Raw genomic sequence first — 25,385 nt, forward strand, 5'->3', positions numbered from 1 at the left:
GCACATGCGCCCGCCACCGCCACGCCTCCGAACACGCCATCGACCGGTCCTCCGTTGGGGAAACCGGAGACGGTCGGGAGAATCAGGTAAGGAAGGTAGGTGAGGTGGGCGGACGCTTACAAGCGAGCACGCTGCCATGGCCTTGTTGACGATGAAACCCGATCTGTGAGCGCCGTTGTGTTTGGTTAAGCGTCCGGGGAGCTGCAGGTCGGTCGAAATCGCGAGTGCGTTGACGCGGTTCGCCGCAAGTGCTCACGGGTTCACTGTCTGTTGGGGGCCAAGCTTGTAACTTTCGCGTTAATCTCTGTGTCGTTAGTGGCTTGTGTGCACTTCTTCACAGTTTTTCTCGAAATCCAACACAAAGCACTGAAGCCGTGAGCATTGTTGCCCCCTCCCTCATCCTGGCCGCCCTGTTCGTGCTGGCCGTCGTGGCGGGTGTCCGACGGGTGCCGGAAGGCAGCGCCTACACCGTGCACCGGTTCGGTCGCTACGTGCGCACGCTGCCGCCAGGCTTCGGCTTCGTGCTGCCGATGATCGAGCGGATCGGCCAGCGCGTCAGCCTGATCGGACATGCGGTACCTGTGGGTGATGGCAGCCGCGAAGGCGCGGTCTACTACCAGATTCTGGACCCACGCCAGTCCGGTGCCGCCATCGAGTCCATCGATCAGCTGGTTGCACGCACGGCGGGAGAAGCACTGGGACAGATTTCGGCAAGCGAATCGGCCGACACCAAGCGCGATCAACGCTTCCGCCAACAGCTGAATGGCCTGCTCGCCGGCCGCGGCCTGCACGTCGTTCGCTGCATTCTGCCGGCCGGCCTTTAGCGCCGCCGTCTCCTGACGACGAGCGGCCTGGCGGTCGGAGTGTTTGCGTAAGGGGTGCCCCCTGCCGATACTTGCGCCCCCGTTCACGGCGCACCCACGCAATTGACAGCCCTACCTGCCGCCATCGCCGCGCTCGCACCCCGTCTTCGCGAAGGGCTGCTGCCGCTGGGTTTGCCCGTCGCGCTTGATCAGCCATTGCTGGGCTATCTGGCCCTGCTGCTGCAGTGGAACGGTGCCTACAACCTGACCGCAGTCCGCGACCCCGAGCAGATGCTCGGCCTGCACCTGCTGGATTCTTTGAGCGTGTTGCCATATCTGAGCGGTGATTCACTGGTCGACATCGGCAGTGGCGCCGGCCTTCCCGGTATTCCGCTGGCGATAGCGCGGCCGCAGCTGCAGGTCAGCCTGGTCGAACCCGTCGGCAAGAAGGCGCGCTTTCTGCGCGAAGTGGTGCGCCAGCTCAAACTGGACAATGTGCGCGTGCACGCCTGTCGCGGCGAACAGCTCGACGAGCCTGCCAACTACGACTGTCTCTCCGCACGCGCCTTGGGTAGTCTTGCCCAGCTGATCGCCTTTGGCGGTCATCTGTTGAAGGCCGAGGGCAGGCTGCTGGCGATGAAGGGCCAGTGGCCCGCCGAGGAGCTGACCGCGCTTCCACCGGGCTGGATGCTGCAGGATTCGGCGCGTTTGTCGGTGCCGGAGGTCGCAGGCGAGCGCCACCTGCTGGTGCTGGCGAGGACAGCGACATGAGCGGCGACGGCATGCGCCCCGGACACCCCGGCGCAGAGTGGGCAGAACACGGAGCGCAGATGGCCCGGATCATCGCAATCGCCAACCAGAAGGGCGGCGTCGGCAAGACCACCACGGCGGTCAACCTGGCCGCCGCGCTGTCAGAGGCGCGCAAGCGCGTGCTGCTGGTCGACATGGACCCGCAGGGCAATGCCACCATGGCCTGCGGCGTCGACAAGCGCGAGGTCGAGTACAGCGGGTGCGAAGTGCTGCTGGAAGAGGTCCCGCTGGAGAAGGCCATCGTCGGCTGCAAAGGTGGCTTCGACGTGCTGCCTGGCAATGCCGACCTGACCGCGGCCGAAGTGAAACTGATGGACGCTCTCGCCCGCGAGCAGCGTCTGAAGGAATGTCTGGCAACGGTTGCCGACCGCTACCACTTCGTCCTGATCGACTGTCCACCCTCGTTGAACCTGCTGACCCTGAATGCGCTGACCGCCGCCCATGGGGTGCTGGTGCCGATGCAGTGCGAATACTTCGCACTGGAAGGCCTGTCGGCGCTGATGGACACCATCCGCGCAGTGAAGGCGCGGCTGAACCCACAGCTCGAAGTCGAAGGGATCCTGCGCACCATGTACGACGTGCGCAACAATCTGGCCAACGATGTGTCGGCGCAGCTGATGCAGCACTTTGGCGACAAGGTCTTCCGCACCATGATTCCGCGCAACGTGCGCGTGGCCGAGGCGCCCAGCCACGGCCAGAGCATCATCGAATATGACCGCACCTCGCGCGGCAGCATCGCCTACCTCGGCCTTGCCGGCGAAATGATCCGCCGCGACAAGCACGCCGCGATGCCGCCCGAACCATCCTCGATCGAGCCCAACCCATGAGCACCAAGAAACGCGGCCTTGGCCGGGGCCTCGATGCCCTGCTGGGCGGCGGCGCCGAACGCAGTCCGAGCGAGCCGGAGCGCCTGCGCGAACTGCCGATCGAGTCGCTGCAGCCAGGCAAGTACCAGCCGCGCAGCCATATGGATGCCGACCGCCTGCAGGAGTTGGCGGACTCGATCCGCGCGCAGGGCCTGATCCAGCCGATCATCGTCCGCCCCGTCGCACGCGACCGCTACGAGATCATCGCTGGCGAGCGCCGCTGGCGGGCCGCCCAGCTGGCATCGCTGCGCGAAGTGCCCTGCGTTGTACGCGAGAGCGACGACCATGCCGCGCTGGCGATGGCGCTGATCGAGAACATTCAGCGCGAAGACCTGAACCCGCTGGAAGAAGCGCTTGCCCTGCAGCGTCTGATCGACGAGTTCCAGTTGACCCATCAGCAGACTGCCGAGGCCGTCGGCCGCTCACGCGCGGCGGTCAGCAACCTGCTGCGTTTGCTGGAGCTGCCGGAAGCCATCCGCAAGCTGGTCGAAGCACGCCGGATTGAAATGGGTCACGCGCGCGCGCTGCTGACGCTGACGCCGGCGCAGGCCGAGGCCCTGGCCCGCCAGGCCGCCGACGAGGGCTGGTCGGTGCGCGAGATCGAGCGCCGCGTGCAGGGCATCCAGCGCGGCGAAGCGGCTCCACCGCCGGTGCCGAAAAAGCCCGACCCGGACATCCAGAACCTCGAGCGCGAACTCGGCGAACTGCTGAGCGCCAAGGTCGCCGTGCAGCACGGCCGCGGAGGTCGCGGCAAGCTGGTGGTGCAGTATTTCAGCGTGGATGAGCTGGAAGGAATTCTGGAGCGGATAAGGCGCTGAGAGGCGGAGCATCGGGAGTGGGGAATCGGGAATGGTTGAGACATCACGCCCGCCTGACTGTTTCGCGCTGTAGCGATCTCCTGCAGCCGCGGCGTGAACGTGTGCCGAGCCTCGCACGCCGTCGCTCTGACCATTCCGGATTCCCCGCTTCCGATTCCCAGCCCTTCACTCCGCCAGCCAAGCAGGCAGCCACGTTGCCAGCTGCGGCCAGATCGCCATCAGCAACAGCAGCAGGAGCTGCAGCGCGATGAAGGGCGCCACGCCTCGGTAGAGGTCGGTGGTGGTCAGCGCGGGCGGAGCCACGCCGCGCAGGTAGAACAGGGCGAAGCCGAAGGGTGGGGTCAGGAAGCTGGTCTGCAGATTGACCGCCATCATCACGCCCAGCCAGACCGGATCGACGCCGAGCAGGAACAGGACTGGCGCGACGATCGGCACCACCACGAACACGATCTCGATGAAATCGAGCACGAAGCCGAGCACGAACATCAGCAGCATCACGGCGATGACGGCGCCCCATTTGCCGCCGGGCAGCCCGGTCAGCAGTGCATGCACCAGATCGTCGCCGCCGAAGCCGCGAAAGACCAAGGCGAACAGCGCCGCGCCGAGCAGGATCGCGAACACCATCGCGGTGATCAGCACGCTCTCGCGCGAGACCTCGCGCAGGCAGGCGAGGTCGAGCTGGCCGCGCATCAAGGCCAGCAGACTGGCGCCCACCGCACCGACGCCGGCGGCTTCGGTCGGTGTGGCGATGCCGAACAGGATCGAACCCAGCACGCAGATGATCAGCAGCAGCGGCGGAATGACCGCAGCGAGCATCTGCATCCCGCTGCGCTGCGGCAGGCTGGCCGGGTCGATGGCTGGCGCGCGCTGCGGTTGGCGCCAGGCAATCCACACCACATAGGCCATGTACATCAGCACCAACAGCAGGCCGGGGATCAGCGCACCGGCGAACAGATCGCCGACCGAAACCACCTGCGGCGAGAAGTTTCCCAGCTTCAGCTGTGCCTGCTGATAGGCCGAGCCGAGCTGATCGCCGAGCAGCACCAGCACCACCGACGGCGGGATGATCTGCCCCAGCGTGCCGGATGCGCACACCGCGCCCGAGGCCAGACGCGGGCAGTAGCCGTGCCGCAGCATGCTCGGCAGGGCGATCAGGCCCAGCGTCACCACGGTTGCACCGACGATGCCGGTCGACGCCGCCAGCAGCGCGCCCACCGCCAGCACCGCCAGCACCAGTCCACCGCGCGCGCGGCCGAACTGCGCGGCCACGGTTTCCAGCAGTTCCTCGGCCATCTTCGAGCGCTGCAGCATCACCCCCATGAACACGAACAGAGGCACCGCCAGCAGGGTTTCGTTCCCCATGATCCCGAACACGCGGTTCGGAAACGCCTGCAGGAAGGACGGATCGAACACTCCCAACAGCATGCCCAGACCCGCGAACAACAGCGCCACGCCGCCCAGGGTGAAGGCCACCGGAAACCCGAGCAGCAGGCCCGCACACAGGCCCAGCACCAGCATCACCACCATCAGCGTGTTCATGCCTGCGGCGCCGGCGCGACTGCGGTGCGGACGGCACGGATCATCAGCGCTAAGGCCTGCACCGCCAGCAGCCATGCCGCGGCCGGAATCAGCGCTTTGAGCAGATACACTCCCGGCAGGCCGCCGGGCTCACGCGAGGACTCCTGCATCTGCCAGCTGGCGGCGACGTAGTCCAGGCTGATCCACAGCATGAACAGCGCGAACGGCAGCAACAGCAACAGCATTCCGCCGGCCTCGATCCACGCTTGAGTGCGCGCACTCAGGCGCTGCTGCAGCACATCCACGCGGACATGCCGGTTGTGCTGCAGAGCAAACGCCGCGCCGAGCATGAATACCAGCGCATGCAGCGAGAGCATCGCCTCCTGCGCCGCGATCGAGCCCTTGCCAAAGCCATAGCGCGCCGCCACCAGACCGAAACAAAGCAGCACCACGATCGGCATCAGTGCGGTCAGCAGGCTGCCGAGCGCGCCAACCACGGCATCCAGCGCGCGCGGCACCAGCACCAGCGCCACAGCCGCTGCGGCCAGCATCCACAGCGGCAGGGCGATGCCGAGCGGACGGATGTTGCCGGTCCAAAGGCCGATGTCATGCAGGGTATCGATCACGTGGGGCTCAAGTATTGGGCTTCGCGGGCGCTGCCCACGGTGCGACTATTCGCAATCCAAGCCGCGCGCACGGCGGGCTGGTCGATCTACCGGAGCGATCAGCCCGTTGTCGTCAATTCCACTCGAACAGAGTCCAATACACCGGCCGCACATTGCCCTCGAAATCGTGGGTGTCGAGTTTGCCGTCGCCATTGGTGTCCTGCAGCTGGTAGCTGGGTCCGCGCTGCGGGGTCACCTTGACCAGGTAGAGGCGGCCGCTCTGACGGTACTCCTCGATCACATCGCCGCTGGTCTCGTCGCGGCGGATGTTCACCACCGGAGCGTCGTCGAAGCCTGGTGGGGTCTGCACCTTGGGCGGCAGCGGGGGTTCTTCGCGCGGCTGCGGCGAGGTCTGGGCGGACGCGCCCTGCGCGAAGGCGGCGAGCAGCAGCAGACAGGTCAGACGGCGCATGGCGAACTCCTTGGGGCGGGCATCGAGATCGACGCGGGCGCCGTCAGCATAGCCAGCGCACGCAGCAGCGGGAAGCGCGGCGGACTAAACTCCGCGGATGCAAAAGCTCATCCTGATCGACGGTTCCAGCTATCTCTACCGCGCCTTCCATGCGCTGCCGCCTTTGTCGAACGCCGCTGGCGAGCCGACCGGTGCCCTGTTCGGCGTGGTCAACATGCTGCGCTCGACGCTGAAGGAGGCACCGGATTACGCGGCCTTCGTGATGGACGCCTCCGGGCCGACCTTCCGCGATGAGCTGTATCCCGACTACAAGGCCCATCGAGAGGCCATGCCCGACGATCTGCGCGCGCAGATCGAGCCGATGATGGCGATCGTCGAGGCGCTGGGCTTTCCGATCCTGCGCGTGCCCGGCGTTGAAGCCGACGATGTGATCGGCACCCTGGCCATCCGCGCCGCCGCCGAAGGCATCGAGGTCAAGGTGTCGACCTCCGACAAGGATTTCGCCCAGCTGGTTCGGCCGGGCCTGAGCCTGGTCAACACCATGAGCGGCAGCACCCTGGACGACGCCGGTGTGGTCGAGAAGTTCGGCGTGCGCGCCGATCAGATCATCGACTACCTGGCCCTGATGGGCGACAGCGTCGACAACATTCCCGGCGTTGAAAAATGCGGGCCGAAGACCGCGGCCAAGTGGTTGGCCGAGTACGGCAGCCTCGATGGCGTGATCGCCGCGGCCGACAAGATCGGCGGCAAGGTTGGCGAAAACCTGCGCGCCGCGCTGCCGCGCCTGCCGCTGAATCGTCAGCTCACCACCATCGTCACCGATGTCGCGCTGGACCGCGGCCCGCGCGAGCTGCAGCTGCGCGCGCGCGATGTGGATGCCTTGAAAGCGCTATACGCGCGCTACGGCTTCAATGCCGCGCTGCGCGATCTCGAAACCGGCAATGGCGGCAGTGCCTCGAAGCCCGCGGTCGGCACCTCGGTCGCCACCGCGATGCCGTCACCGGATGCGCTGGCGCAGGAACGCGGCCTGTATCGACTGATCCTGAGCGAGGCCGAGCTCGATGCGCTGGTGGCCGAGCTCGAAGCAGCGGAGTTGATCTGCTTCGATACCGAAACCACCAGCCTGGATGCCCTGCGCGCCGAGCTGGTCGGGCTCGCCTTCGCCACTCGTGCTGGCGCGGCCGTGTACCTGCCGCTGGCCCATCGCTATCCGGGTGCTCCGGCCCAGCTCGATCGTAGCCTGGTGCTGGAGCGTCTGCGTCCGGTACTGGAGGATCCGACGCGCCCGAAGCTGGCGCAGAACGCCAAGTACGACATCCATGTGCTGCGCGAACACGGCATTGAGGTGCGCGGCCTGCAGCACGACAGCATGCTGGAGAGCTTCGTGCTGAACTCCACCGCCAGCCGTCACGACATGGATTCGCTGGCCAAGAATTACCTCGGCTACACGCCGATCGCCTACAGCGAGGTCGCCGGCAAGGGCGCCAAGCAAATCTCGTTCGCCGACGTCGACCTCGACCTCGCCCGCGACTACTCGGCCGAAGACGCCGACATCACCCTGCGCCTGCATCGGACGCTGTGGCCGCGCCTGCAGGCCGAGCCCAGCTTGGCCAAGGTCTACGCCGAGATCGAGCTGCCGCTGGTGCAGGTGCTGGCCGACATCGAGGCCGTCGGCGTGCTGATCGACGCCGACGAGCTGCGCCGGCAAAGCCAGGACTTGGGCCGCCGCATGCTGGAGCTGCAGAAGCAGGGCTTCGAGCTGGCCGGGCGCGCCTTCAATCTTGATTCGCCCAAGCAGCTCGGCGCCCTGCTGTTCGATGAGCTCGGCCTGCCGGCGCTGGTCAAGACGCCCGGCGGAGCGCCCAGCACCAATGAAGAGGCGCTGGAGGCGATTGCTGATCGCCACGAACTGCCCAAACTGATCCTTGACTACCGCGGCCTGGCCAAGCTGCGCGGCACCTATACCGAGAAACTGCCCGAGGCGATCAACACCCGCACCGGCCGCGTCCACACCAGCTTTCACCAGACCGGTGCTGCCACCGGTCGATTGTCGTCATCGGACCCGAACCTGCAGAACATCCCGATCCGCACCGAAGACGGTCGACGCATCCGCCGCGCCTTCATCGCTCCACCGGGCCGGCGCATCGTCGCCTGCGACTACTCGCAAATCGAGCTGCGGATCATGGCCCATCTGTCCGAAGACCCCGGCCTGCTGTCGGCCTTCGCCGGCGGCCAGGATGTGCATCGCGCCACCGCGGCCGAGGTGTTCGGCCTGCCACTGGAAGATGTCGGCGCCGATCAGCGCCGCGCCGCCAAGGCGATCAACTTCGGCCTGATGTACGGCATGAGCGCGTTCGGCCTGGCCAAGCAGCTTGGTATCGACCGCGGCGAAGCGCAGGACTACATCGCGCTGTATTTCGCCCGCTATCCAGGCGTGCAGGGCTATATGGAGCGCGTTCGCCAGCAGGCGCGTGAATACGGCTACGTCGAAACCGTGTTCGGCCGCCGGCTGTACCTGAACGACATTCACGCCCGCCAGCAGGGCCTGCGCGCCGGCGCGGAGCGTGCCGCCGTGAACGCGCCGATGCAGGGCAGTGCGGCCGACATCATCAAGCGCGCCATGCTCGACCTGCACGCCTGGCTCAAGGGTCGCCAGAGCCAGGCGCAGATGGTGCTGCAGGTCCACGACGAACTGGTGTTCGAGTGCGCCGAAGACTTCGTCGATACGCTGGTGGCCGAGGCTACGCAGCGCATGCAGGGCGCAGTGCAGCTGCGGGTGCCGCTGGTGGTGGATTCGGGCGTCGGCGCGAACTGGGATGAAGCGCACTGAGCTTGCGTGCGTGGTTTGGCGCCGCTGTCGAAGCTCAAACTGAACGCAGTTTTAATTGTGCGCAATCGTTTCGGCGACAGTCACGAGAGTTTCAGATTGGATCCGTAGACTCTGCCTCACGACTGGCGCAACGCCGGTCTGATTCACTCCCTCCCCCTTGAGTGAATACACGGAAGGTGCGGTTCCCCCCGACCCCCTTCCGGCCCCCAAGCCCCGAGAGCTCCCCCCGGCTCTCGGGGCGTTTTATTTGTGCGCTGGGAAAGCCTACGCCCGTTGCCTCAGCCTGCCTTGGCTAAAGCCGTGCTGAACAGAATCGGGTTGCTGCTTGAACTCCAGCCGCCGGACGCAATCTCTGATCCCGGTGGTGCAACGCCACTGTTGAAGGTTCACTCCCTCCCCCTCGAGTGAATCGTAGCGGTTTCGGGCGCCCCCCTCGCCCGCCGCACCCGACCCCGGGACTGCCCCCTCAGTCCCGGGGTTTTTGTTGTCTGGGCCGGGAATGGGGGGTCGGTAGTCGGGAATCGTTTGAAGCTCAGAGGTCGCAAGCGCCTGCCAGGGCGCGAGAATCGGGCGCGCTCGCCGCGCGCCCGGCTTATCCGATTCCCGACTCCTGATTCCCGATTTCCGGCTCCGACATCCACTCCCGCGGCCGCAAGTAGTCACCCAGCCGTGCCTCGGCGCTACCCGGTTCGGGCTGGTAGCCATACTCGAAGCGCACCCGCGGCGGCAGGCTCATCAGGATCGATTCGGTGCGGCCGCCGCTCTGCAGGCCGAACAGGGTGCCGCGATCCCAGACCAGGTTGAACTCCACATAGCGGCCGCGCCGGTACAGCTGGAACTCGCGTTCGCGCTCGCCGAACGGCGTGTCGCGGCGGCGTTCGACGATCGGTAGATAGGCATCGAGAAAGCCATCACCGACCGCCTGCAGATAGCTGAAGTCGCGGTCGAAATCCTCGTGCAGGTCATCGAAGAACAAGCCGCCGACGCCGCGGGTCTCGCCGCGGTGCTTGAGGAAGAAGTACTCGTCGCACCAGCGCTTGTGCGCGGCATAGCGCGCCTCGCCGCCAAACGGCTCGCACAGCGCGCGCGCACTGCGGTGCCAGTGCAGCACGTCCTCATCGAAGGGATAGAACGGCGTCAGATCGAAACCACCGCCGAACCACCAGCCCACCACTTCGCCATCGCGGATCGCGCGGAAGTGGCGCACGTTGGCGTGGGTGGTCGGGATGTACGGATTGCGCGGATGGAACACCAGCGACACCCCGACCGCGCGCCACGAGGCGCCGGCGAGTTCGGGCCGCGCGGCGCTGGCCGACGGCGGCAGGCGTTCGCCGGACACATCGGAGAAGCCGATGCCGGCCTGCTCGAACACGGCGCCCTCGCTGAGCACGCGGGTGCGGCCACCGCCGCCCTCGGCGCGCAGCCAGTCGTCCTGCTTGAAGCGGGCGCCGCCATCGACGCCTTCAATGGCGGCGCAGATACGGTCCTGCAGGCCGCGCAGGTAGTCGGCCACGGTGTCGATCGGCTGCATGCTTGAACTCGCTGAGTGGTCGGAAGCTTCGGGCATGATAGCCGGCCGAATTTCCTTGCCGGCCGTGCCCGCCCATGTCTGATGCTCCGCTTGAGCTGCTGTATCGCGACGCGTCGCTGGCGGTGGTCAATAAACCGGCCGGTCTGCTTGCCCATCGCAGCCAGATCGCCGCGCATGAAGATCGTTTCCTGCTGGATCAATTGCGCGAACAGCTCGGCCAGCGCTGCTACCTCGCGCATCGGCTGGACCGCGCCACCAGCGGCGCGTTGCTGCTGGCGTTCGACAAACCCACCGCAGCCGCGCTGGGCGAACAGTTCATGGGCCGCAGCGTGCGCAAGAGCTACCTCGCGGTGGTGCGTGGCTGGACAGACGAGGCCGGCAGCATCGAACACCCCCTGGACGCGCCCGGCAAGCCCGAACCCAAGCCCGCACTCAGCCACTACACGCGGCTGGCCACGGTCGAACTGCCACACGCGATGAGCGGCTTCGAAACCGCGCGCTACAGCCTGTTGGCGATCGAACCCGAGACCGGCCGCTACCGCCAGCTGCGTCGGCACCTGAAACACATCCACCACCACCTGATCGGCGACACCAGCCACGGCGACGGCCGCCACAACCGGCTGTTCCGGGTCGAGTACCGCACCCATCGCATGCTGCTGCACGCGTTCAAACTCAGCTTCGAACATCCTGCGCTGGGCACGCGGATGACGCTCACCGCGGGCCTGGATGCCGAGTTCACCCGGCTGCTGGAGGGCTTTGGTTGGCTGGATGCGCTGCAGGGCGTGGAGGTCTGAGCGCTCGCCGTGCGCGACACGCAAGCGAACTGCCGGACGCACCCGAACCCTCCTGTTCGTAGCCCACCGACCACGCCCACGGCGGTGAATCCCCAACCCCACTACAATCGCCGCCCATACGAGTCCCCAGGCCCGCCCCGTGCTGCGCATCACCCCCTCGATCGCCATTCCTGATGAGGAGCTCGAAGAGCGCTTCGTGCGTTCGTCCGGCCCGGGCGGGCAGAACGTCAACAAGGTCGCGACCGCGGTCGAGCTGCGCTTCGATGCATTGAACTCACCGGCCCTGCCCGAGGCCCTGCGCACCCGTTTGCTGGCGCGGCGCGATTCGCGCATCACCGCCGACGGCGTGATCATCATCCAGGCTCAGCGCTTCCGCAGTCAGGACCGCAACCGTGAGGACGCTCGCGAACGCCTGCTGAACTTGATCCTCGCGGTGCTGAAGCCGCCGAAGCCGCGCATCGCGACCAAGCCCAGCCGCGGCGCGCAGGAGCGCCGCCTGATCAGCAAGCGCGAACGCGCCGGCGTCAAACGCCAGCGCGCCTCGCGAGAAGTGGACTACGACTGATGCGCAGCCTGCACCCGCCGCTGCCTGCCAGCGCACCGCGCAATGGCGGGCCGGCGTCACGCTGGATCGGTCGCTGCGTGCTGCGCCTGGGCGGCTGGCGTGTGACCGGCGAGTTCCCCGACGTCGAGCGCATGATCATCATCGTTGCGCCGCATTCGTCCGGTTGGGACGCGATCTGGGCCATCGGGCTCAAGCTGGCGCTGGGTCTCGATGTCGCCTTCATGGGCAAGCGCGAGCTGTTCCGCGGGCCGCTGGGTTGGCTGCTGCGCAAGCTGGGCGGCTTTCCGGTCAATCGTGCCAGCACCGAAGGCGTGGTCGAGCAGGTCGCAGCGCGCTACCGCGCGCACCCGCGTCTGTGGGTGGCGCTGGCGCCGGAGGGCACCCGTCGCCGCGTTGAACACTGGAAATCCGGCTTCTGGCGCATCGCCCGCGCCGCCGATGTGCCGGTGCTGTGCGTCTACTTCCACTACCCCGAACGCATCATCGGCATCGGCCCGCTAGTGCAGACCACCGCCTCACTGGAAGACGACATGGCGCGTATCCGCGCGTTCTACGCGCCGTGGCTGGGCAAGCGCCGCGGTACCCTGTAAGCGTGCCTGCCGAGTGTTCGCGAGCCGTTCGGCACCCACCGAAGCTCAAAAGAAAACGCCCGATTCGCACAAGCGAACCGGGCGCAGAGAACACCGACACACACGGAAGAATACAAACCTGCACCACCCGCCCGGAACGCCCGGGCCCCGTCGGCCGCACCCACAAGGGCGCAAAGGCCTGAACTGTCGCGCCGCCTTGGGTGGCCGCGCTTGATGTTGCACAGACTACGGGCTTGGCCCGGTTCCTTCAGTTGCGGGTTTGTTGCGGGTTTGTAGGGACTGTGTACAGAGGGATGCTGCAGTGTTCGAAACGGCTCGATGCGTCTGCGCCAGTCGAGCCTTCAAACGCCGTCGGAACGTAGCCAGCGCTTAAGAAGCCACCAGCACATCGCGCTGGCCGGAACGCCGTAGAGCAGAAAGGCGATACCGACTTCCGACTCCCAGGCCATCAGCAGTATTCCGGGCAGAGCACCAACGCCGGCGAAGCTGATCACATCGCCTGCGCGCCAGCGCAGCAGCAGGGCCCACAGCGGCGCGCACATCAGCAGTGCCGGCAGGATGCCGATCAGCGCGGCGACGATTCCAACCTTGAGCGCGGCCAGCGGCAGCAGCAGCCACTCCCAGCTCAAGGGCATGCCCGCGGACATGAACCAGAACGGCCCCAGCACCAGGCTTACAGCCATCGGGCTGCTGAATACGGAAACCGACGTGGCCCGGATGCAGCGCCTGAGCAGCTCGCTGTAGCGGAGCTGCGAGACGCGCTCGAACAGCGAATCATCGCCAGCCGCGCCGATCTGCACCCGCGCAAGCTCGCCGCCGATCACGCCCGCGGCTCCAGAAACCCCCGCGGCAGCTCCGGCGGCTGCGCGGCCGACGCCAAGGCATCCGCTGCCTCCATCTGGCGCTGCGTCCGCACCCAGCGGTTCACGGTGTGGCCCAGCCTCGCGATCATCGCCATGTTGAAGAAATGCATGCCGCCGAGCACCAGCAGGGTGACGCCCACCCTCGATCCAACCGCTGGCACCAGCTCGACGGGGCCGGCGTTCCAGCCGGCCAGGCGATAGCAGACGAAACCGAGGTTGACGAGATAGAAGCCGATCACCAGCAGGCGATTGGTGCTGCGCGCCAGCTCTTCATCTTGGCCGAAGCAGCGGATCAGGAACATCTCGCCGCTGGATGAAAGCGCGCGCGCCACCCAGATGGTGAGCCCGATCGAGGTGAGCAGATAGACCGCATAGGCCACATGGGTGGCGACGAAATCTCCAAGGCTGAGCATGGTGGGACCCTCGTTGTGGAAGTGGTCCACAGATTCCACGGGCACCCACCGCCGCCGCTTCCGGATCGATCACGCCGGAACATGCAGGGCTTTCAGGCGCTACGAATCAATGGCTTGCAGACTTCCGGATTGATCATCCCGCAGCCATTGGGTGGGTTTTGGCCCACCGCAGCCGAATGCTTGCCGAGGTGAGCCGGCTCTGAGCCGCCAGAAGGTGAGGCGCTTGCGGCGCACCGCAAAGCCTGGACCACCCCGGAGGCGCGCCCCGCACCCTAGCCGGCGTCGGTATCGGGGCGACATCACCTGTGCGCGGGATCGGAATGCCAGCACCGATGGGGAGGAACCGGGTTCGGTGGGTCAAGACCCAACCTACGGGCTCGCTTGGATCTCGGTGGTCTGCGTACGCTGCGTCTGCTTCCGGAACTGCCCCGGCACCACGCCGAGCTCCTCCTTGAACGCGACGTAGAAGGTCGACTGCGAGGCGAAGCCGACCGCCAGGCCGACCGACAGCACCGACGCTTTGGGCTCCTCGATCAGCATGCGCTGGGCATCGCGCACCCGCGCCTGCCGGACCAGCCTGGAGAAACCCACCTGCAGCCGCGTATTGACCAGCTCCGACAGCTGGTGAGTGGACAGCTCCATCAGCTCGGCAACCCGGGCCAGGCTCAAGCTTTCGTCGCGATGGATGCGTTCTGAGTCGAACAAGCGCCGCAGTTCGGCCAGTTTGGCCTCGATATCGATCCGGCCGAGGGTGCTCTGTGCGTAGCTTTGCGCCACGGCCTCCCGAGTCTTGCTGGCGACATCCGGCACCGCCAGCAGCAGCCACAGCACGCCGATGAAGCCAAGCGCGATCAGCCCGGCGTAGACCTGCGCGTACAGCGCCCAGCCGAGCCCGAACGGTGCCCACAGCCCGGCCGCGGCGATCAGGGCGCCCATCAATGCGAACAGCAGCACCACCGGCAGCTCCAAGCGGAACCAGCGGCGCAGTGCGCGCAGCCGATACAGCAGGCTCGCCAGATGCAGGGCGAAGCCGGTGCCGATGCCCAACGCCAGCGGCATTGCCCAGGGCAGCGGTACGAGTGCACCTGCGATCAGCACCGCCAGCGGCAGCGTCCATTCCCAGCGCCGCCATTGATCCGCGGGCCGCAGCGCGCCCAGCAGCAGCCAGTAGAAGCCCAGCGACTGCAGAAACAACACCAGCACGTACCCGCGCGACAGCGGCATCGGCGCGGTCGAGGTCGCGATCTCCAGATGACCCCATTGGGTGTGCGCCAGCCCGGCCAGCATCACGTAGCCGGCGACGCGCGATTGCCAGGGCAGTTCGAGATCGCGATAGGCGGTGGCGAAGGCCAGCGTCAGCAGCAGGGCGGCGCCGATCGAGAAGCCGACCAGCAGGGGGAGCAGTTCAAACATGCGGCGCGGCAGGTCAGTGAGGGCGACCGCGAGTCTGCGTCGGTCTGCCAGCAAGCGCCAGCCTTGGGGATATCGATCAGGCCGCGAGCGCACCGGTTTTGGCGGTGCGCCCGGCTACGATCCGAAAGTGCGTGGGTCCGGGTGCGAACTCGCGATCGAACCCGAACCCGAAGTGTCGTCCACAGCGCAGCCGCTCGACCGCAGTCGACCCGGCAGCGCAGCCTCAGTTCACCACTTCACCGTCTGCGTCCAGCACCTGCACCGGTACGTTCGGACCGAACAGTTCACGTACTGGCGCTTCGATCTTCTCGAGATCGCCGACGATCACCCAGGTCAGGGCGTCGGGTTTGAGCGCTGCCGTGGCCGCGCGAACCTGGTCTAGGCTCATCGCTTCCTGCAGCGCCTGATACTGCAGCGGCCAGTCGTCGGGCCGGTTGAAACGCAGAATGCCGCCGATCTGGCTGAGCACCGCGCCGGCACTCTCGAACGAGCCGGGAAGGGCGCGGACGTTGCGGGCCTTGATCTTCTCGACTTCCTCGGCGGTGGCCGGGCGGCTGCCGGCGAACTCGCGCAGCTCGCGCTTGATTTCGGCGATCGAGTCCACGGTGCGGTCGAGCTGCACCGGCGCCGAGACGATCCACGGCCGCTGGCCCAGCGCAGCGGGCGCGACACTGTAGCTGCCGTAGGACCAGCTCTTGTCTTCGCGCAGGTTCATGTTGAGCCGGGACGAGAAGGTGCCGCCGAGCACGCCATTGGCGACATCGAACTCGATTGAGCGCGGGTCGCCGGTTGAGGCCACCAGCTGGCCCGCCAGGATATTGGCCTGGATCGCGCCGGGCTGATTGACCAGGAACACGCGCTGGCCCGAAGGCAGCTCAACCACCGGCAGGGCCGGCAGCGCAGGTGCGGCGCGGTCGGATTTCCAGTCGCCGAGGTGTTTGTTCAGCAGTGGCACCAGTTCGTCCAGGCTGATCGCACCCACGGCAACGATCGTGGCGAGTTCGGGGTGCAGCTGGGTACGGTGGAAATCGAGCAGGTCCTCGCGGCTCAGCGCGGCGATCGATTCCTCGGTGCCGCTGCCGCTGAACGGAATCGCGTAGGGATGCCCTTCGCCGTACAGGACCGGCGGCAGAATCCGCTGCGGGATGCTGTCCGGGCGTGACTTTTCCTGGCGGATGCCGGCGATCCAGCTCTGCCGCACGCGTTCGATGTCGGCAGCGTCGAAGCGCGGCCGCAGGATGGTGTCGGCCCACAGCGCGAGTGAAGGATCGAGATTGGCCCGCAGTGCCGACAGGTAGACACCGGCGCCGTCCAGGTTGGCGCCGGCGCCGACCATCGCGCCGAGGCTTTCGGCGCGGTCGCCAAACGAGAGTGCATCCAGATCACCCGCACCTTCATCCAGCATGCTCATGGTGAACCCGGCAGTGCCAAGCTTGCGGCCCTGGTCCAGGGTGTAGCCGCCGCGCAGCTCCAGGTTCAACTGCACCACCGGTACATCGTGGCGCTGTGCCAGCACCACCGTGATGCCGTTGGCGAGCTTCGCGCGCTCCAGCGCCGGGAAGCTCAGCCGCGGGAACTCGGTGGTGACCGGCACTCCGCCGCTGCGGTCCACGCCCGTGGGCAGTGCGGACAGCCCGGGCGCCGGCATCGGCTCGGCCAGCGCGACCGCGCTTTCGCCGGCGTCCAGACTGCGCACATCGGGCTCGGCGGCCGGACGATCGCCGGGTTCGACGATCAGGGTGTGGTCGCCGCTGGACAGCCAGCGCTGCGCGGTGGAGTTGATGTCGGCGGCGCTCGCGGTCAGCACATTGCGCATCGAGCTGCGGAAGCAGCCGGCGTCGTCGGTGTAGGTCAGGCACTCGGCGAGGATGTCGGACTTGCCGCCGAAGCCGCCCACGCGTTCGACGCCGCGGATGAAGCCGGCCTCGAACACGGTGCGCGCCTGCGCCAGTTCGGTCTCGCTGATGCCTTCGCTGAGCAGTCGCGCCAACTCTTCGTCCAGCACCTGCTCGACCGTGGCCACGTCGACACCGCTCTTGACGTCGACGAACACCAGCAGCCGGCTGCCCAACTGGCCTTCGAGCAGGAAGCTGGAAACGCCGTCGGCCAGCTTGTCGGCGTGCACCAGCCGGCGGTCCAGCCGCGAGCTCGCGCTTCCGCCCAGCACCTGGGTCACCAGCTGCAGACGATCGGCATCGGCAGTGCCGTATTCGGCCACATTCCAGCTGCGGTAGATCCGGCTCTGCGGCACACGGTCGGGCAGGGTTTCGCGGGTTGAAGTCTCGCGCTTGGCGACATCGACCTTGGGCTGGGTGGTGACCGGGCCGGGCGGGATGTCACCGAAGAAGCGGGTGACTTTCTCGCGCGCGGTGGCGAGGTCGATGTCGCCCGACAGCACCAGCACCGCGTTGTTGGGGCCGTACCAGGTGCGGAACCAGGTCTTGACGTCATCGAGGTTGGCGGCGTTCAGGTCGGCCATCGAGCCGATCACGCTCCAGCTGTACGGATGGCCGTGCGGATAGCTGGCCTTGGTGATGCGCTCCCAGGCCTGGCCATAGGGCTGGTTCTCGCGTTGGCGCTTTTCGTTCTGCACCACGCCGCGCTGCTCGTCGAGCAGGGACTGGTCGATCGCACCGAGGAAGTGGCCCATGCGGTCGGACTCCATCCACAGCGCCATGTCGAGCGCGGTGGTGGGCACGTTCTGGAAATAGTTGGTGCGGTCGGTACTGGTGGTGCCGTTCTGGCCGGTGGCGCCGACCTGCTCGAACGGACCGAAGAACTCGTCCTTGTAGTTCTCCGAGCCCTGGAACATCAGGTGCTCGAATAGATGCGCGAAACCGGTCTTGCCGGCGGGCTCGTCCTTGCTGCCGACGTGATACCACACGTTCACCGCCACCACCGGCGCCTTGCGATCGGTGTGCACCACCACGCGCAGGCCATTGGGCAGGGTGAAGCTGTCGTAGGCGATATCGACCGGCAGGGCGAACTCGCTGGCGGCCGCCGCAGGGGTGTCGGTGCGCAGGCGCTCGGCCGGCGTGCAGGCGGCGAGGGTGACGCCGAGCAGGGCGGCCAGCATCGACCGCGCGAGAATCTTGGGTGTCGGCAGTCGCATGCCGGTCTCCGTCAGGGGTGAGGCCGGATCATAGCCGCCAATCGTTCAGCGGCTTACCTGCCAGTCGGCACAGGGTGGCGGCGCGCCAGCGGCCGTTCGTGCACATAGTTCTACGTTTTGGCCGGTATCGTCGGCAGCATGAAAACGCCCCGCACTCGCACGCCGCTACTTGCACTCGTCCTGGCTCCCTTGGTGCTGGCCACGCCCGCGGCAGCGGTCACCGAGCGTCTCACCGGCTACAGCGGGCGCGCCCTCCAGCCCGAGAGCGCGGCGCTGATGTACACCGAGCATCACCTCGTGCGCGAGCGCGACGAAGTGCCCAGCGAGCGATTGGTGCTGTATCGCTGCGCCGACGGCACTGCGTTCGCACGCAAGCGGGTCGACTATGCCGACGCCGAGTTCGCGCCGAGCTTCGAACTGGTCGACGCGCGTGTCGACTATCGCGAAGGCCTGCGCCGCGACGGCAACGGGGTGCTGACCTTTGCCGGAGTCGGTGACGCGGCGAAGGAATCCAGCCTGGCTGCGGTGCCCGCCCTGGTCGCCGATGCCGGCTTCGACCGCTTCGTGCAGCAGCACTGGCAGACCCTGCAGGCCGGCGAGGCGGTACCGATCGATTTCGTCGTGCCCAGCCGCGGCGAATCGCTGGGCTTTCGCCTGCGCAAAGTCGAGGGCATGGTCGTTGCCGGCGCGCCGGCCAGCCGCATCCGCCTGAGTCTGGGTGGATTTCTGGGCCTGTTCGCGCCGAACATCGATGTGATCTACCGCGATGCCGACCGCTGGCTGGTGCGCTTCGAGGGCCTGACCAATATCCGCGAAAGCGCCAGCCGCAACCTGGTTGCCCACATCGAGTTCCCTGAACTGCCGGTGGCGCAGGTGGCCAGTGCCTGGGACGCGGCTGCGGCCGAGCCGCTGCAGAGCTGCCGCATTCCGGGGTGAGGGCGGGGCTTCACCACTCGATCATCTGCGCACATTGGCCGCGGCAGCGGCCGCGGCGACAGGCGCCTTGCGTTCGCCTTGGTAGGTCGCGTAAGCAAAGCGCATGCGACATGAGCAATCGGCAATCGGCATGTCGGCGCGAAGTGAGCTCGCGACCGCGGTCAGCACGCCCTACTCGCCGTAACCGGTCAGCTCCAGATAGCCCTCGGCGCTGACCGCTTTCCCACCGCGCTGGCCGCGCGCATCGATCGCGCCTTCCCAGTAGCGCACGCTGGTATTGAGCTCCTGCGCATCCAGCGCGGTGTCGACATCGAGTTCGAGATCAAGCGCTGCCGAGCGCAGCCGCCAGCCCAGCGGATAGCGCACGCCGCTGCTCGGGCTGGTCCAGAAGCGGGTCGGCTCCGCATCGACCGTGCCCTCTGCAAACGCGAGCACTTCGCCGCTGGCTTCGATCAGGCTGCCGCGGCTGGAAACGACCGCGCCCGAACGATCGCGAATGTGGAACAGCATCAGCGCGCTGCCGTCGGACAGGCGCAGCGAGAACCAGTCCCAGCCGACCTGATTCTCGCCCAGCAGGCTGGATGTCCACTCGTGGTCGTACCAGGCCTGGCCGGCCACGGCGTGGGTCTCGCCTGCCCGAGTGATCTCACCGCGCGCCTGGATGAACGGGTAGGCGTAGTAGTGGCTGGCCGCACCGGCCAGTTCCGACTTGCGGCTGTAGCCGGCTTCGCCATGCAGCACCCGCGGGCCGCTGGCCGACAGTTCCAGCCGATAACGGAACTCCTCACCGCCGCAGTCGAGCGTCATGGGCAGCAGAGCCTCGCGCGTGGCCGCTTCTGCGCGGCAGTCGCCCAGCCAGGCACGATACGGATCCAGCTCGACGCCAGCCAGTCCGCCGGCACCGCGCGCGAAGCGCTCGATGTGACGAAAGCCGCCACCATCGAGCTCACTCAGGGCCGCGTGGACCATATAGACCTGCGCGCCCTGCCAGTCCGACCGCGCGGCCTCCGCCTCCGGCCGCAGGGCGAAGCGGAACAGCGCGAACTGCGCGCCGAAGCGGCGACCGTCGGCGTCACGCAGGCGTGCAGTCAGATACCACCACTCGATGCGGAAGCGCGGATGCGCGCCGTGGTCGGCCGGAAACACCAGGCTGCGCGGTACGACCTGTTCGAAGCCGGCGCTGTCGGCACCGAGTGCGAGCGTGCGCGCCAGCGGTGCGGGCGCCGATGTGATTTCTTCGATCGGTGGCGTACACGCCGCCAGCACAAGCGCCAGCAGCAGAACAAAACCCGTGCGCTTCATGGCCCGCCCCCGCGCAGCTGTTTCACCAGGCTGGCGCCGACCGCGCGCCGCGCCGGCCACCAGGCGGCCAGCAGTGCCGCCAATGTCGACACCGCCAGCGCGGTCAGAATCTGGCCCCAGGGCAGATCCAGCCGCATGCTCCAGCCGAAGCTGCGGCGGTTGATCACTTCGATCAGCAACACTGCCAGGCCCAGCCCCAGCGGCAGCGCGCACACGCCGGCCAGCAGGCCCAGCGCGCCGCCCTGCAGCAGCTGCAAACGCTGCAGCTGGGCGGGGGTGAGGCCGATCGCGCGCAGCAGGGCGAACTCGCGCTGACGCTCGATCGCCAGCGCCGACAGCGCGCCCAGCACCGCCACCACCGCGATCAACCCGGCCAGAAAGCGCAGCACGTCGGTGATCGCGAAGGTGCGCGCGAACACCTCCAGGCTGACCGCGCGGATCTCGGCCGCAGTGACCACCTGCAGCGTTGGATCGTCCTTGGCCCAGCCGCGCAGTGTGGTCGCGAGCGCCGCGGCGTCCTCGGCTTCGGCGTACAGGCCCAGCGCGCCGACGGCTTCGTCGGCGAACGCGCGCCGGTAGTGCGGCAGGGCCAGGGTGACCACGCCCTGCGGGCTGCTGTAGTCGCGGTAGATCGCGGCGATACGGAAATCGCGCGCGCCCTGTGCCGTGGGCAGGCTGAGCGCATCGCCCACGCCCAGCCGCAGCCGTGTCGCCAGCGGCTCGCTGATCAGCGCGTCACCGGCTTCGAATGCCGTCCACAGGCTATCGGCATCGCCGGCCAGAATCTCGAAACCGGCGCGTCCGCGCGGCGGCAGCTGCATACCGACCACCTCGAGCGGGCCTGAAGGCGGCAAGCGCTGGCTGCGGCGGGTCAGGCCGACGCCGAGTACGCCGTCCAGCATGGACGAGCGCTCGACCAGTTCGGCCGGCAGCGCGCTGCGGCCGCCGGCCGACAGGTACACCTCGGCCTGCAGGCTGCGTTCGATCCAGCCGTTCAGGGCGACGCGGAAGCTGTGGATCATGCTGCTCATGCCGATCACGGTGGCGATCGCCAGGCTCAGCGCCGCCAGCGCGATGCCGGTGCGGCCGAGCGTGCGTCGGCTGCCGGCGACCAGCCACTGCATCAGCACCGGTGCGGCGCGCAAACGCCACTCCAGCGCGCGCAGCAGATGTCGCGCGGCCCAGGGAATCAGGCCGAGGCCGGCGATCAGGCAGGCGAACAAACCTGCGAAGCCCCAGAACAAACCCTGCGGCGCGTAGCGGATCAGCGCCAGCCCCGCGGCGAACAGCAGCACGGACGGCCACAACAGCGCCCGCAGCCGTGCATCGGGTTCGCGCAGCGCTGCGCTGGGCCGGCCGAGCGCATCCAGCACCGGCACGCTCAAGGCATCGCGCAGCGGCAGCAGCGCCGCCACCAGGGCGCCGCCCAGGGCCAGCGCTGCGGCTTTCAGCAGGGTGAAGCCCGACAGCGCCAGCGCGCTGACTTCGACCCGGTAGAACAGCTCGCTGTAGCTGCGCGCCAGGCCCTGCAGCAGCGCACTGCCGAGGCCGATGCCGAGCGCGATACCCAGCGCACCGGCCAGCAGACCGACCACGGCCGCTTCGCCCAGCAACAGGCGCGCGACCTCGCTGCGCTGCACGCCCAGTGCGCGCAGCAGGCCGAGCAGACGGCGCCGCTGCAGGGCCAGAAAGCTCAAGGTCTGGAACACCACGAACACGCCGACCAGCAGGGCCAGCAGGCTCAGCGCCTTCAGGTTGATCTCGAACGCGCCGCTCATTGCTGCGAGCTCGCTGTCCTGCTCAGCGGTGGCGACGATGCGCAGGCCCAGCGGCAGCTGCGCGGCCAAGGCCTGCGCGCGTTCGGCATCGGTCACCAGATCGATCCGGCTGTATCCACTGAGCCCGGTCGCGCGCTGCGCGGCGGCGATATCGACCAGCACCCAGGCGCCACTGCCGGCCGGCAAGCGCTCGGCCGTTAGCGTCGCCAGCACAACAAACCCGATGCTGCGACCATCGATGCGCAGCGTGAACGAATCGCCGGCGTTGAGCCCCAGTCGTGCCGCCAGCGGCTGCGCCAGCAGGGCGGCATCCGCACGTCCGATCAGGGCGGCAGGGTTGATGCTTGCGGACGCATCACCCGCAGCCCCGACGCGCCCAGCCAGCCACGGCCGTAGCGCGGCTTCGCTCAGCGCATCGATGCCGAGCAGGCGCAACCGCGTGCCCGACTCCGTGTGCAGCGCCTCGCGCTCGATCAGCGGCGCCGAGCGCCACAGCCCCTGCGCGCGCAATGCCACCAGCTGCGCCACCGGCACCTCGCCGCCGTCGGCAATCAGCTGATGCGTGGCCGCGCCCGACAGCGCGCGGCGCGAGTCCAGAAACGCACCGCGCGCTGAATCCACCGCCAGATCGATCGCCACCACCACGGCCACGCTCAAGGCCAGGCCCAGCAGCATCAGCAGCGCCTGTGCCGGCGCGCGCCGATGCGCGTTCCACAGCGCACGAACCAGCCGGGTCGGGATCATCCTTCGCTCAGGCCGGCCGCAGCCGGCCGGCCTCCACCCGCAGCAGGCGATCGGCCTGGCCCATCACCTCGGCCGCATGGGTCACCAGCACCAGGCTGGCGCCGGCCTCGCGACAGGCACCAATCAACAGCCGCATCACCGCCGCCGCACTGTCGGCATCCAGGCTGCCGGTCGGCTCATCGGCCAGCAGCACCGAAGGCGCATGCACCAAGGCCCGCGCCACCGCCACCCGCTGCTGCTGTCCACCCGACAGTTCATCCGCAAAACGATGCGCCAGATCGCCCAGCCCCAGCCGCTCCAGCAGCGCCTGCGCCCGGCCGCGCGCTTCGTCACCGCGCAGGCCGATCAGCTCCAGCGGCAGGCGCAGGTTGTCGAGCGCCGACAGGCTCGGCACCAGGTTCCAGCTCTGGAACACCAGCCCCAGATGCTGACGCCGAAAGCGCGTGCGCGCCGCCTCATCCAGCGTGTCGATGCGCAGCCCATCAAACGCGATGCTGCCGGCCTCCGCCTGATCGATCCCCGCCAGCAGATGCAGCAAGGTCGACTTGCCCGCCCCGCTGCGCCCGACCAGGGCCACACACTCGCCGGGCTCGACGTCGAGATCGAGCTGGTCGAGCACGGCGGTGTCGGCGTAGCGGCGGGTGAGTCCGCGGACAGTGATTTTCATGGGGCGCAGTGTGCGGTGCGCTGGGTGAATTTGGGATTGGTGTGGCCGTGCCTTGTTTTCGAGCGCGCGGCACTCGCGACCACGCCCAAACCCGTCGGCGGCCCAGCCCGCAGCGGATTCCGACACGCCGCGCGTACTTGGCGATACCCTCACCGGCCGCGCCTTCATTCACTGGCGCGGCCAGCGTGATCCACCGCCTTGTCGACACACCGGAAACACCATGTCCAGCAGCACACCCCGCACCCAACGCAGCAGCGCCCAGCTCGGCTTTGAGGCCGAGCTGTTCAAGACCGCCGACAAACTGCGCGGCAATATGGAGCCCAGCGACTACAAGCACGTCGCGCTCGGGCTGATCTTTCTCAAGTACATCTCCGACGCCTTTGAGCGCAGACACCTCGAACTGCTGAGCGAAGACCCCTACATCGCCGAGGACAAAGACGAATACCTGGCCGACAACGTGTTCTGGGTGCCGAAGGACGCGCGCTGGTCGCACCTGAAAGCCAACGCCAAGCGCCCCGAGATCGGCAGCCTGATCGACGACGCCATGCGCGCGATCGAGAAGGACAACGAATCGCTTAAAGGGGTGCTGCCCAAGGACTACGCCCGCCCTGCGCTCAACAAACTCATGCTGGGCGAGCTGATCGACCTGATCTCCGGCATCGCCATGAACCCGGCCGCCCCTGCGGACGGCGCCACGCCTGCCTCCCCTCTCCCGCCGGGAGAGGGGGCGGGGGAGAGGGCTCGGGCGGAGCGAACCGCCGGATCGCACGACATCCTCGGCCGCGTCTACGAATACTTCCTGAGCCAGTTCGCGGGCGCCGAAGGCAAGCGCGGCGGCGAGTTCTATACGCCGCGCTCGGTGGTGCAGGTGCTGGTGCAGATGCTCGAACCCTACAGCGGCCGCATCTACGACCCGTGCTGCGGCAGCGGTGGCATGTTCGTGCAGAGCGAGAAGTTCGTGCTGGAGCACGGCGGCCGCATCGGCGACATCGCCATCTACGGCCAGGAGAGCAACTACACCACCTGGCGCCTGGCCAAGATGAACCTCGCCGTGCGCGGTATCGACAGCGATATCCGCTGGAACAACGAAGGCAGCTTCCACAAGAACGAACTGCGCGACCTGCGCTTCGACCACATCCTGGCCAACCCGCCCTTCAACATCTCCGACTGGGGCGGCGAGCGCCTGCGCGAAGACCCACGCTGGACCTTCGGCGTACCGCCCGCGGGCAATGCCAACTACGCCTGGCTGCAGCACATCCACTGGCACCTTGCGCCGTTCGGCACCGCTGGCGTAGTGCTGGCGAATGGCTCCATGAGTTCGAACCAGAGCGGCGAAGGCGAGATCCGCAAGGCCATGGTCGAGGCCGACGCCGTCGATTGCATGGTCGCCTTGCCCGGCCAGCTGTTCTACTCGACGCAAATCCCCGCCTGCCTGTGGTTCCTCGCCCGCGACAAGTCGGGCCGTTCGCCCCTCTCCACCCGCGGGAGAGCGGCCAGGGTAGAGGGGGCAGCCTTGCGCGATCGCCGCGGCCAAGTCCTCTTCATCGACGCCCGCAACCTGGGCACCCTGGTCGACCGCACCCGGCGCGAACTCTCCGAGGCCGACATCCAACGGATCGCCGACACCTACCACGCCTGGCGCAGCGCCGGCCTTTCCCCCTCTCCCCTCGCGGGAGAGGGCCGGGGAGAGGGGGCGCACTCGCCCCACCCCTACCAAGACATCCCCGGCTTCTGCAAATCCGCCACGCTCGACGAGATCCGCAAACACGGCCACGTACTCACGCCCGGCCGCTACGTCGGCGCGCAAGCCGCCGAGGACGACGGCGAGGCCTTCACGGACAAGATGCGGCGGCTCAGCGCCCAGTGGCGCGAGCAGCAGCAGGAAGCGGCGCGGCTGGATGCGGCGATTGAGGCCAACCTGAGGGAGCTTGGGTATGGCGGCTGATCGCTACCAG

General features: G+C 67.7%; 21 protein-coding genes. 10 read left to right on the forward strand and 11 right to left on the reverse strand.

Annotated elements, in window-relative coordinates; translation table 11 throughout:
• The first annotated feature begins 374 nt into the window (after positions 1 to 374).
• The 4 genes from ACIQ7H_RS05050 to ACIQ7H_RS05065 all read left to right on the forward strand — a co-directional run bounded on the left by ACIQ7H_RS05050 (position 375) and on the right by ACIQ7H_RS05065 (position 3,297).
• Positions 375 to 824, forward strand: a complete 450-nt coding sequence (locus ACIQ7H_RS05050; RefSeq protein WP_395789032.1) for an SPFH domain-containing protein — start codon at positions 375 to 377, stop codon at positions 822 to 824.
• Between the two features lie 102 nt (positions 825 to 926).
• Positions 927 to 1,574, forward strand: a complete 648-nt coding sequence (gene rsmG, locus ACIQ7H_RS05055) for a 16S rRNA (guanine(527)-N(7))-methyltransferase RsmG (RefSeq protein ID WP_395789034.1) — start codon at positions 927 to 929, stop codon at positions 1,572 to 1,574.
• Between the two features lie 59 nt (positions 1,575 to 1,633).
• On the forward strand, positions 1,634 to 2,440 hold the full coding sequence (locus ACIQ7H_RS05060; protein ID WP_395789035.1) for a ParA family protein: 807 nt from the start codon (positions 1,634 to 1,636) through the stop codon (positions 2,438 to 2,440).
• Positions 2,437 to 3,297 carry a ParB/RepB/Spo0J family partition protein gene (locus ACIQ7H_RS05065; RefSeq protein WP_395789037.1) on the forward strand — a complete coding sequence of 287 codons (861 nt, stop codon included), beginning with the start codon at positions 2,437 to 2,439 and terminating at the stop codon, positions 3,295 to 3,297. The genes ACIQ7H_RS05060 and ACIQ7H_RS05065 overlap by 4 nt, the downstream gene beginning before the upstream one ends.
• A 165-nt stretch (positions 3,298 to 3,462) precedes the next feature.
• Here ACIQ7H_RS05065 and ACIQ7H_RS05070 read toward each other — a convergent pair whose 3' ends face one another.
• The 3 genes from ACIQ7H_RS05070 to ACIQ7H_RS05080 all read right to left on the reverse strand — a co-directional run bounded on the left by ACIQ7H_RS05070 (position 3,463) and on the right by ACIQ7H_RS05080 (position 5,892).
• A complete protein-coding gene (locus tag ACIQ7H_RS05070) occupies positions 3,463 to 4,836 on the reverse strand; it encodes a TRAP transporter large permease subunit (RefSeq protein ID WP_395789039.1) in 1,374 nt (457 codons plus the stop codon).
• The gene (locus ACIQ7H_RS05075) at positions 4,833 to 5,441 is read right to left on the reverse strand and encodes a TRAP transporter small permease subunit (RefSeq protein WP_395789041.1); all 609 of its coding nucleotides are present in this window, start codon (positions 5,439 to 5,441) and stop codon (positions 4,833 to 4,835) included. Before ACIQ7H_RS05075 ends, ACIQ7H_RS05070 begins: the two co-directional genes overlap by 4 nt.
• Positions 5,442 to 5,553: 112 nt before the next feature.
• A complete protein-coding gene (locus ACIQ7H_RS05080) occupies positions 5,554 to 5,892 on the reverse strand; it encodes a DUF2782 domain-containing protein (protein WP_395789043.1) in 339 nt (112 codons plus the stop codon).
• A 97-nt stretch (positions 5,893 to 5,989) separates the two neighbouring features.
• On the opposite strand from ACIQ7H_RS05080, the gene polA reads away from it, so the two are divergent.
• Positions 5,990 to 8,722 carry a DNA polymerase I gene (polA, locus tag ACIQ7H_RS05085; RefSeq protein ID WP_395789045.1) on the forward strand — a complete coding sequence of 911 codons (2,733 nt, stop codon included), beginning with the start codon at positions 5,990 to 5,992 and terminating at the stop codon, positions 8,720 to 8,722.
• Positions 8,723 to 9,314: 592 nt separating this feature from the next.
• Here polA and hemF read toward each other — a convergent pair.
• Entirely contained in the window at positions 9,315 to 10,253 is a 939-nt protein-coding gene (gene hemF / locus ACIQ7H_RS05090; RefSeq protein WP_395789047.1) for an oxygen-dependent coproporphyrinogen oxidase, read from the reverse strand.
• Between the two features lie 74 nt (positions 10,254 to 10,327).
• Here hemF and ACIQ7H_RS05095 point away from each other — a divergent pair, with 74 nt between their 5' ends.
• The 3 genes from ACIQ7H_RS05095 to ACIQ7H_RS05105 all read left to right on the forward strand — a co-directional run bounded on the left by ACIQ7H_RS05095 (position 10,328) and on the right by ACIQ7H_RS05105 (position 12,202).
• Positions 10,328 to 11,047 (forward strand): pseudouridine synthase, encoded by a 720-nt coding sequence (locus ACIQ7H_RS05095; RefSeq protein WP_395789049.1) that lies wholly within the window; start codon positions 10,328 to 10,330, stop codon positions 11,045 to 11,047.
• Between the two features lie 139 nt (positions 11,048 to 11,186).
• Positions 11,187 to 11,612: an alternative ribosome rescue aminoacyl-tRNA hydrolase ArfB gene (gene arfB / locus ACIQ7H_RS05100; RefSeq protein WP_395789051.1), complete on the forward strand. Its 426-nt coding sequence runs from the start codon at positions 11,187 to 11,189 to the stop codon at positions 11,610 to 11,612.
• Positions 11,612 to 12,202, forward strand: coding sequence for a lysophospholipid acyltransferase family protein (locus ACIQ7H_RS05105; RefSeq protein WP_395789053.1), 591 nt, complete (start codon positions 11,612 to 11,614; stop codon positions 12,200 to 12,202). Before arfB ends, ACIQ7H_RS05105 begins: the two co-directional genes overlap by 1 nt.
• 341 nt (positions 12,203 to 12,543) lie before the next feature.
• Here ACIQ7H_RS05105 and ACIQ7H_RS05110 read toward each other — a convergent pair whose 3' ends face one another.
• From ACIQ7H_RS05110 to ACIQ7H_RS05125, 4 genes are all read right to left on the reverse strand, one after another.
• Positions 12,544 to 13,026 carry a hypothetical protein gene (locus tag ACIQ7H_RS05110; RefSeq protein ID WP_395789055.1) on the reverse strand — a complete coding sequence of 161 codons (483 nt, stop codon included), beginning with the start codon at positions 13,024 to 13,026 and terminating at the stop codon, positions 12,544 to 12,546.
• Positions 13,023 to 13,517 (reverse strand): hypothetical protein, encoded by a 495-nt coding sequence (locus ACIQ7H_RS05115; RefSeq protein ID WP_395789057.1) that lies wholly within the window; start codon positions 13,515 to 13,517, stop codon positions 13,023 to 13,025. Before ACIQ7H_RS05115 ends, ACIQ7H_RS05110 begins: the two co-directional genes overlap by 4 nt.
• A 330-nt stretch (positions 13,518 to 13,847) precedes the next feature.
• Positions 13,848 to 14,891: a helix-turn-helix domain-containing protein gene (locus ACIQ7H_RS05120; protein ID WP_395789059.1), complete on the reverse strand. Its 1,044-nt coding sequence runs from the start codon at positions 14,889 to 14,891 to the stop codon at positions 13,848 to 13,850.
• A 223-nt stretch (positions 14,892 to 15,114) separates the two neighbouring features.
• The gene (locus ACIQ7H_RS05125; protein WP_395789061.1) at positions 15,115 to 18,003 is read right to left on the reverse strand and encodes a M16 family metallopeptidase; all 2,889 of its coding nucleotides are present in this window, start codon (positions 18,001 to 18,003) and stop codon (positions 15,115 to 15,117) included.
• Positions 18,004 to 18,141: 138 nt separating this feature from the next.
• On the opposite strand from ACIQ7H_RS05125, the gene ACIQ7H_RS05130 reads away from it, so the two are divergent.
• Positions 18,142 to 18,939, forward strand: coding sequence for a hypothetical protein (locus ACIQ7H_RS05130; RefSeq protein ID WP_395789063.1), 798 nt, complete (start codon positions 18,142 to 18,144; stop codon positions 18,937 to 18,939).
• A 171-nt stretch (positions 18,940 to 19,110) separates the two neighbouring features.
• On the opposite strand, the gene ACIQ7H_RS05135 is transcribed toward ACIQ7H_RS05130, so the two are convergent.
• The 3 genes from ACIQ7H_RS05135 to ACIQ7H_RS05145 are packed head-to-tail and all read right to left on the reverse strand — an operon-like array spanning position 19,111 to position 23,430.
• The gene (locus tag ACIQ7H_RS05135; protein WP_395789065.1) at positions 19,111 to 20,241 is read right to left on the reverse strand and encodes a lipocalin-like domain-containing protein; all 1,131 of its coding nucleotides are present in this window, start codon (positions 20,239 to 20,241) and stop codon (positions 19,111 to 19,113) included.
• Positions 20,238 to 22,763, reverse strand: a complete 2,526-nt coding sequence (locus ACIQ7H_RS05140; protein ID WP_395789067.1) for an FtsX-like permease family protein — start codon at positions 22,761 to 22,763, stop codon at positions 20,238 to 20,240. The genes ACIQ7H_RS05135 and ACIQ7H_RS05140 overlap by 4 nt, the downstream gene beginning before the upstream one ends.
• 7 nt (positions 22,764 to 22,770) lie before the next feature.
• Positions 22,771 to 23,430, reverse strand: a complete 660-nt coding sequence (locus ACIQ7H_RS05145; protein WP_395789069.1) for an ABC transporter ATP-binding protein — start codon at positions 23,428 to 23,430, stop codon at positions 22,771 to 22,773.
• 220 nt (positions 23,431 to 23,650) lie between these two features.
• Between ACIQ7H_RS05145 and ACIQ7H_RS05150 the strand changes: the two genes are divergently transcribed.
• Positions 23,651 to 25,375, forward strand: coding sequence for a type I restriction-modification system subunit M (locus tag ACIQ7H_RS05150; protein WP_395789071.1), 1,725 nt, complete (start codon positions 23,651 to 23,653; stop codon positions 25,373 to 25,375).
• The last annotated feature ends 10 nt before the right edge of the window (positions 25,376 to 25,385 follow it).

The organism is Aquimonas sp., from assembly GCF_044377145.1.
In the GTDB taxonomy this organism is placed as follows: Bacteria; Pseudomonadota; Gammaproteobacteria; order Xanthomonadales; family Xanthomonadaceae; genus Aquimonas.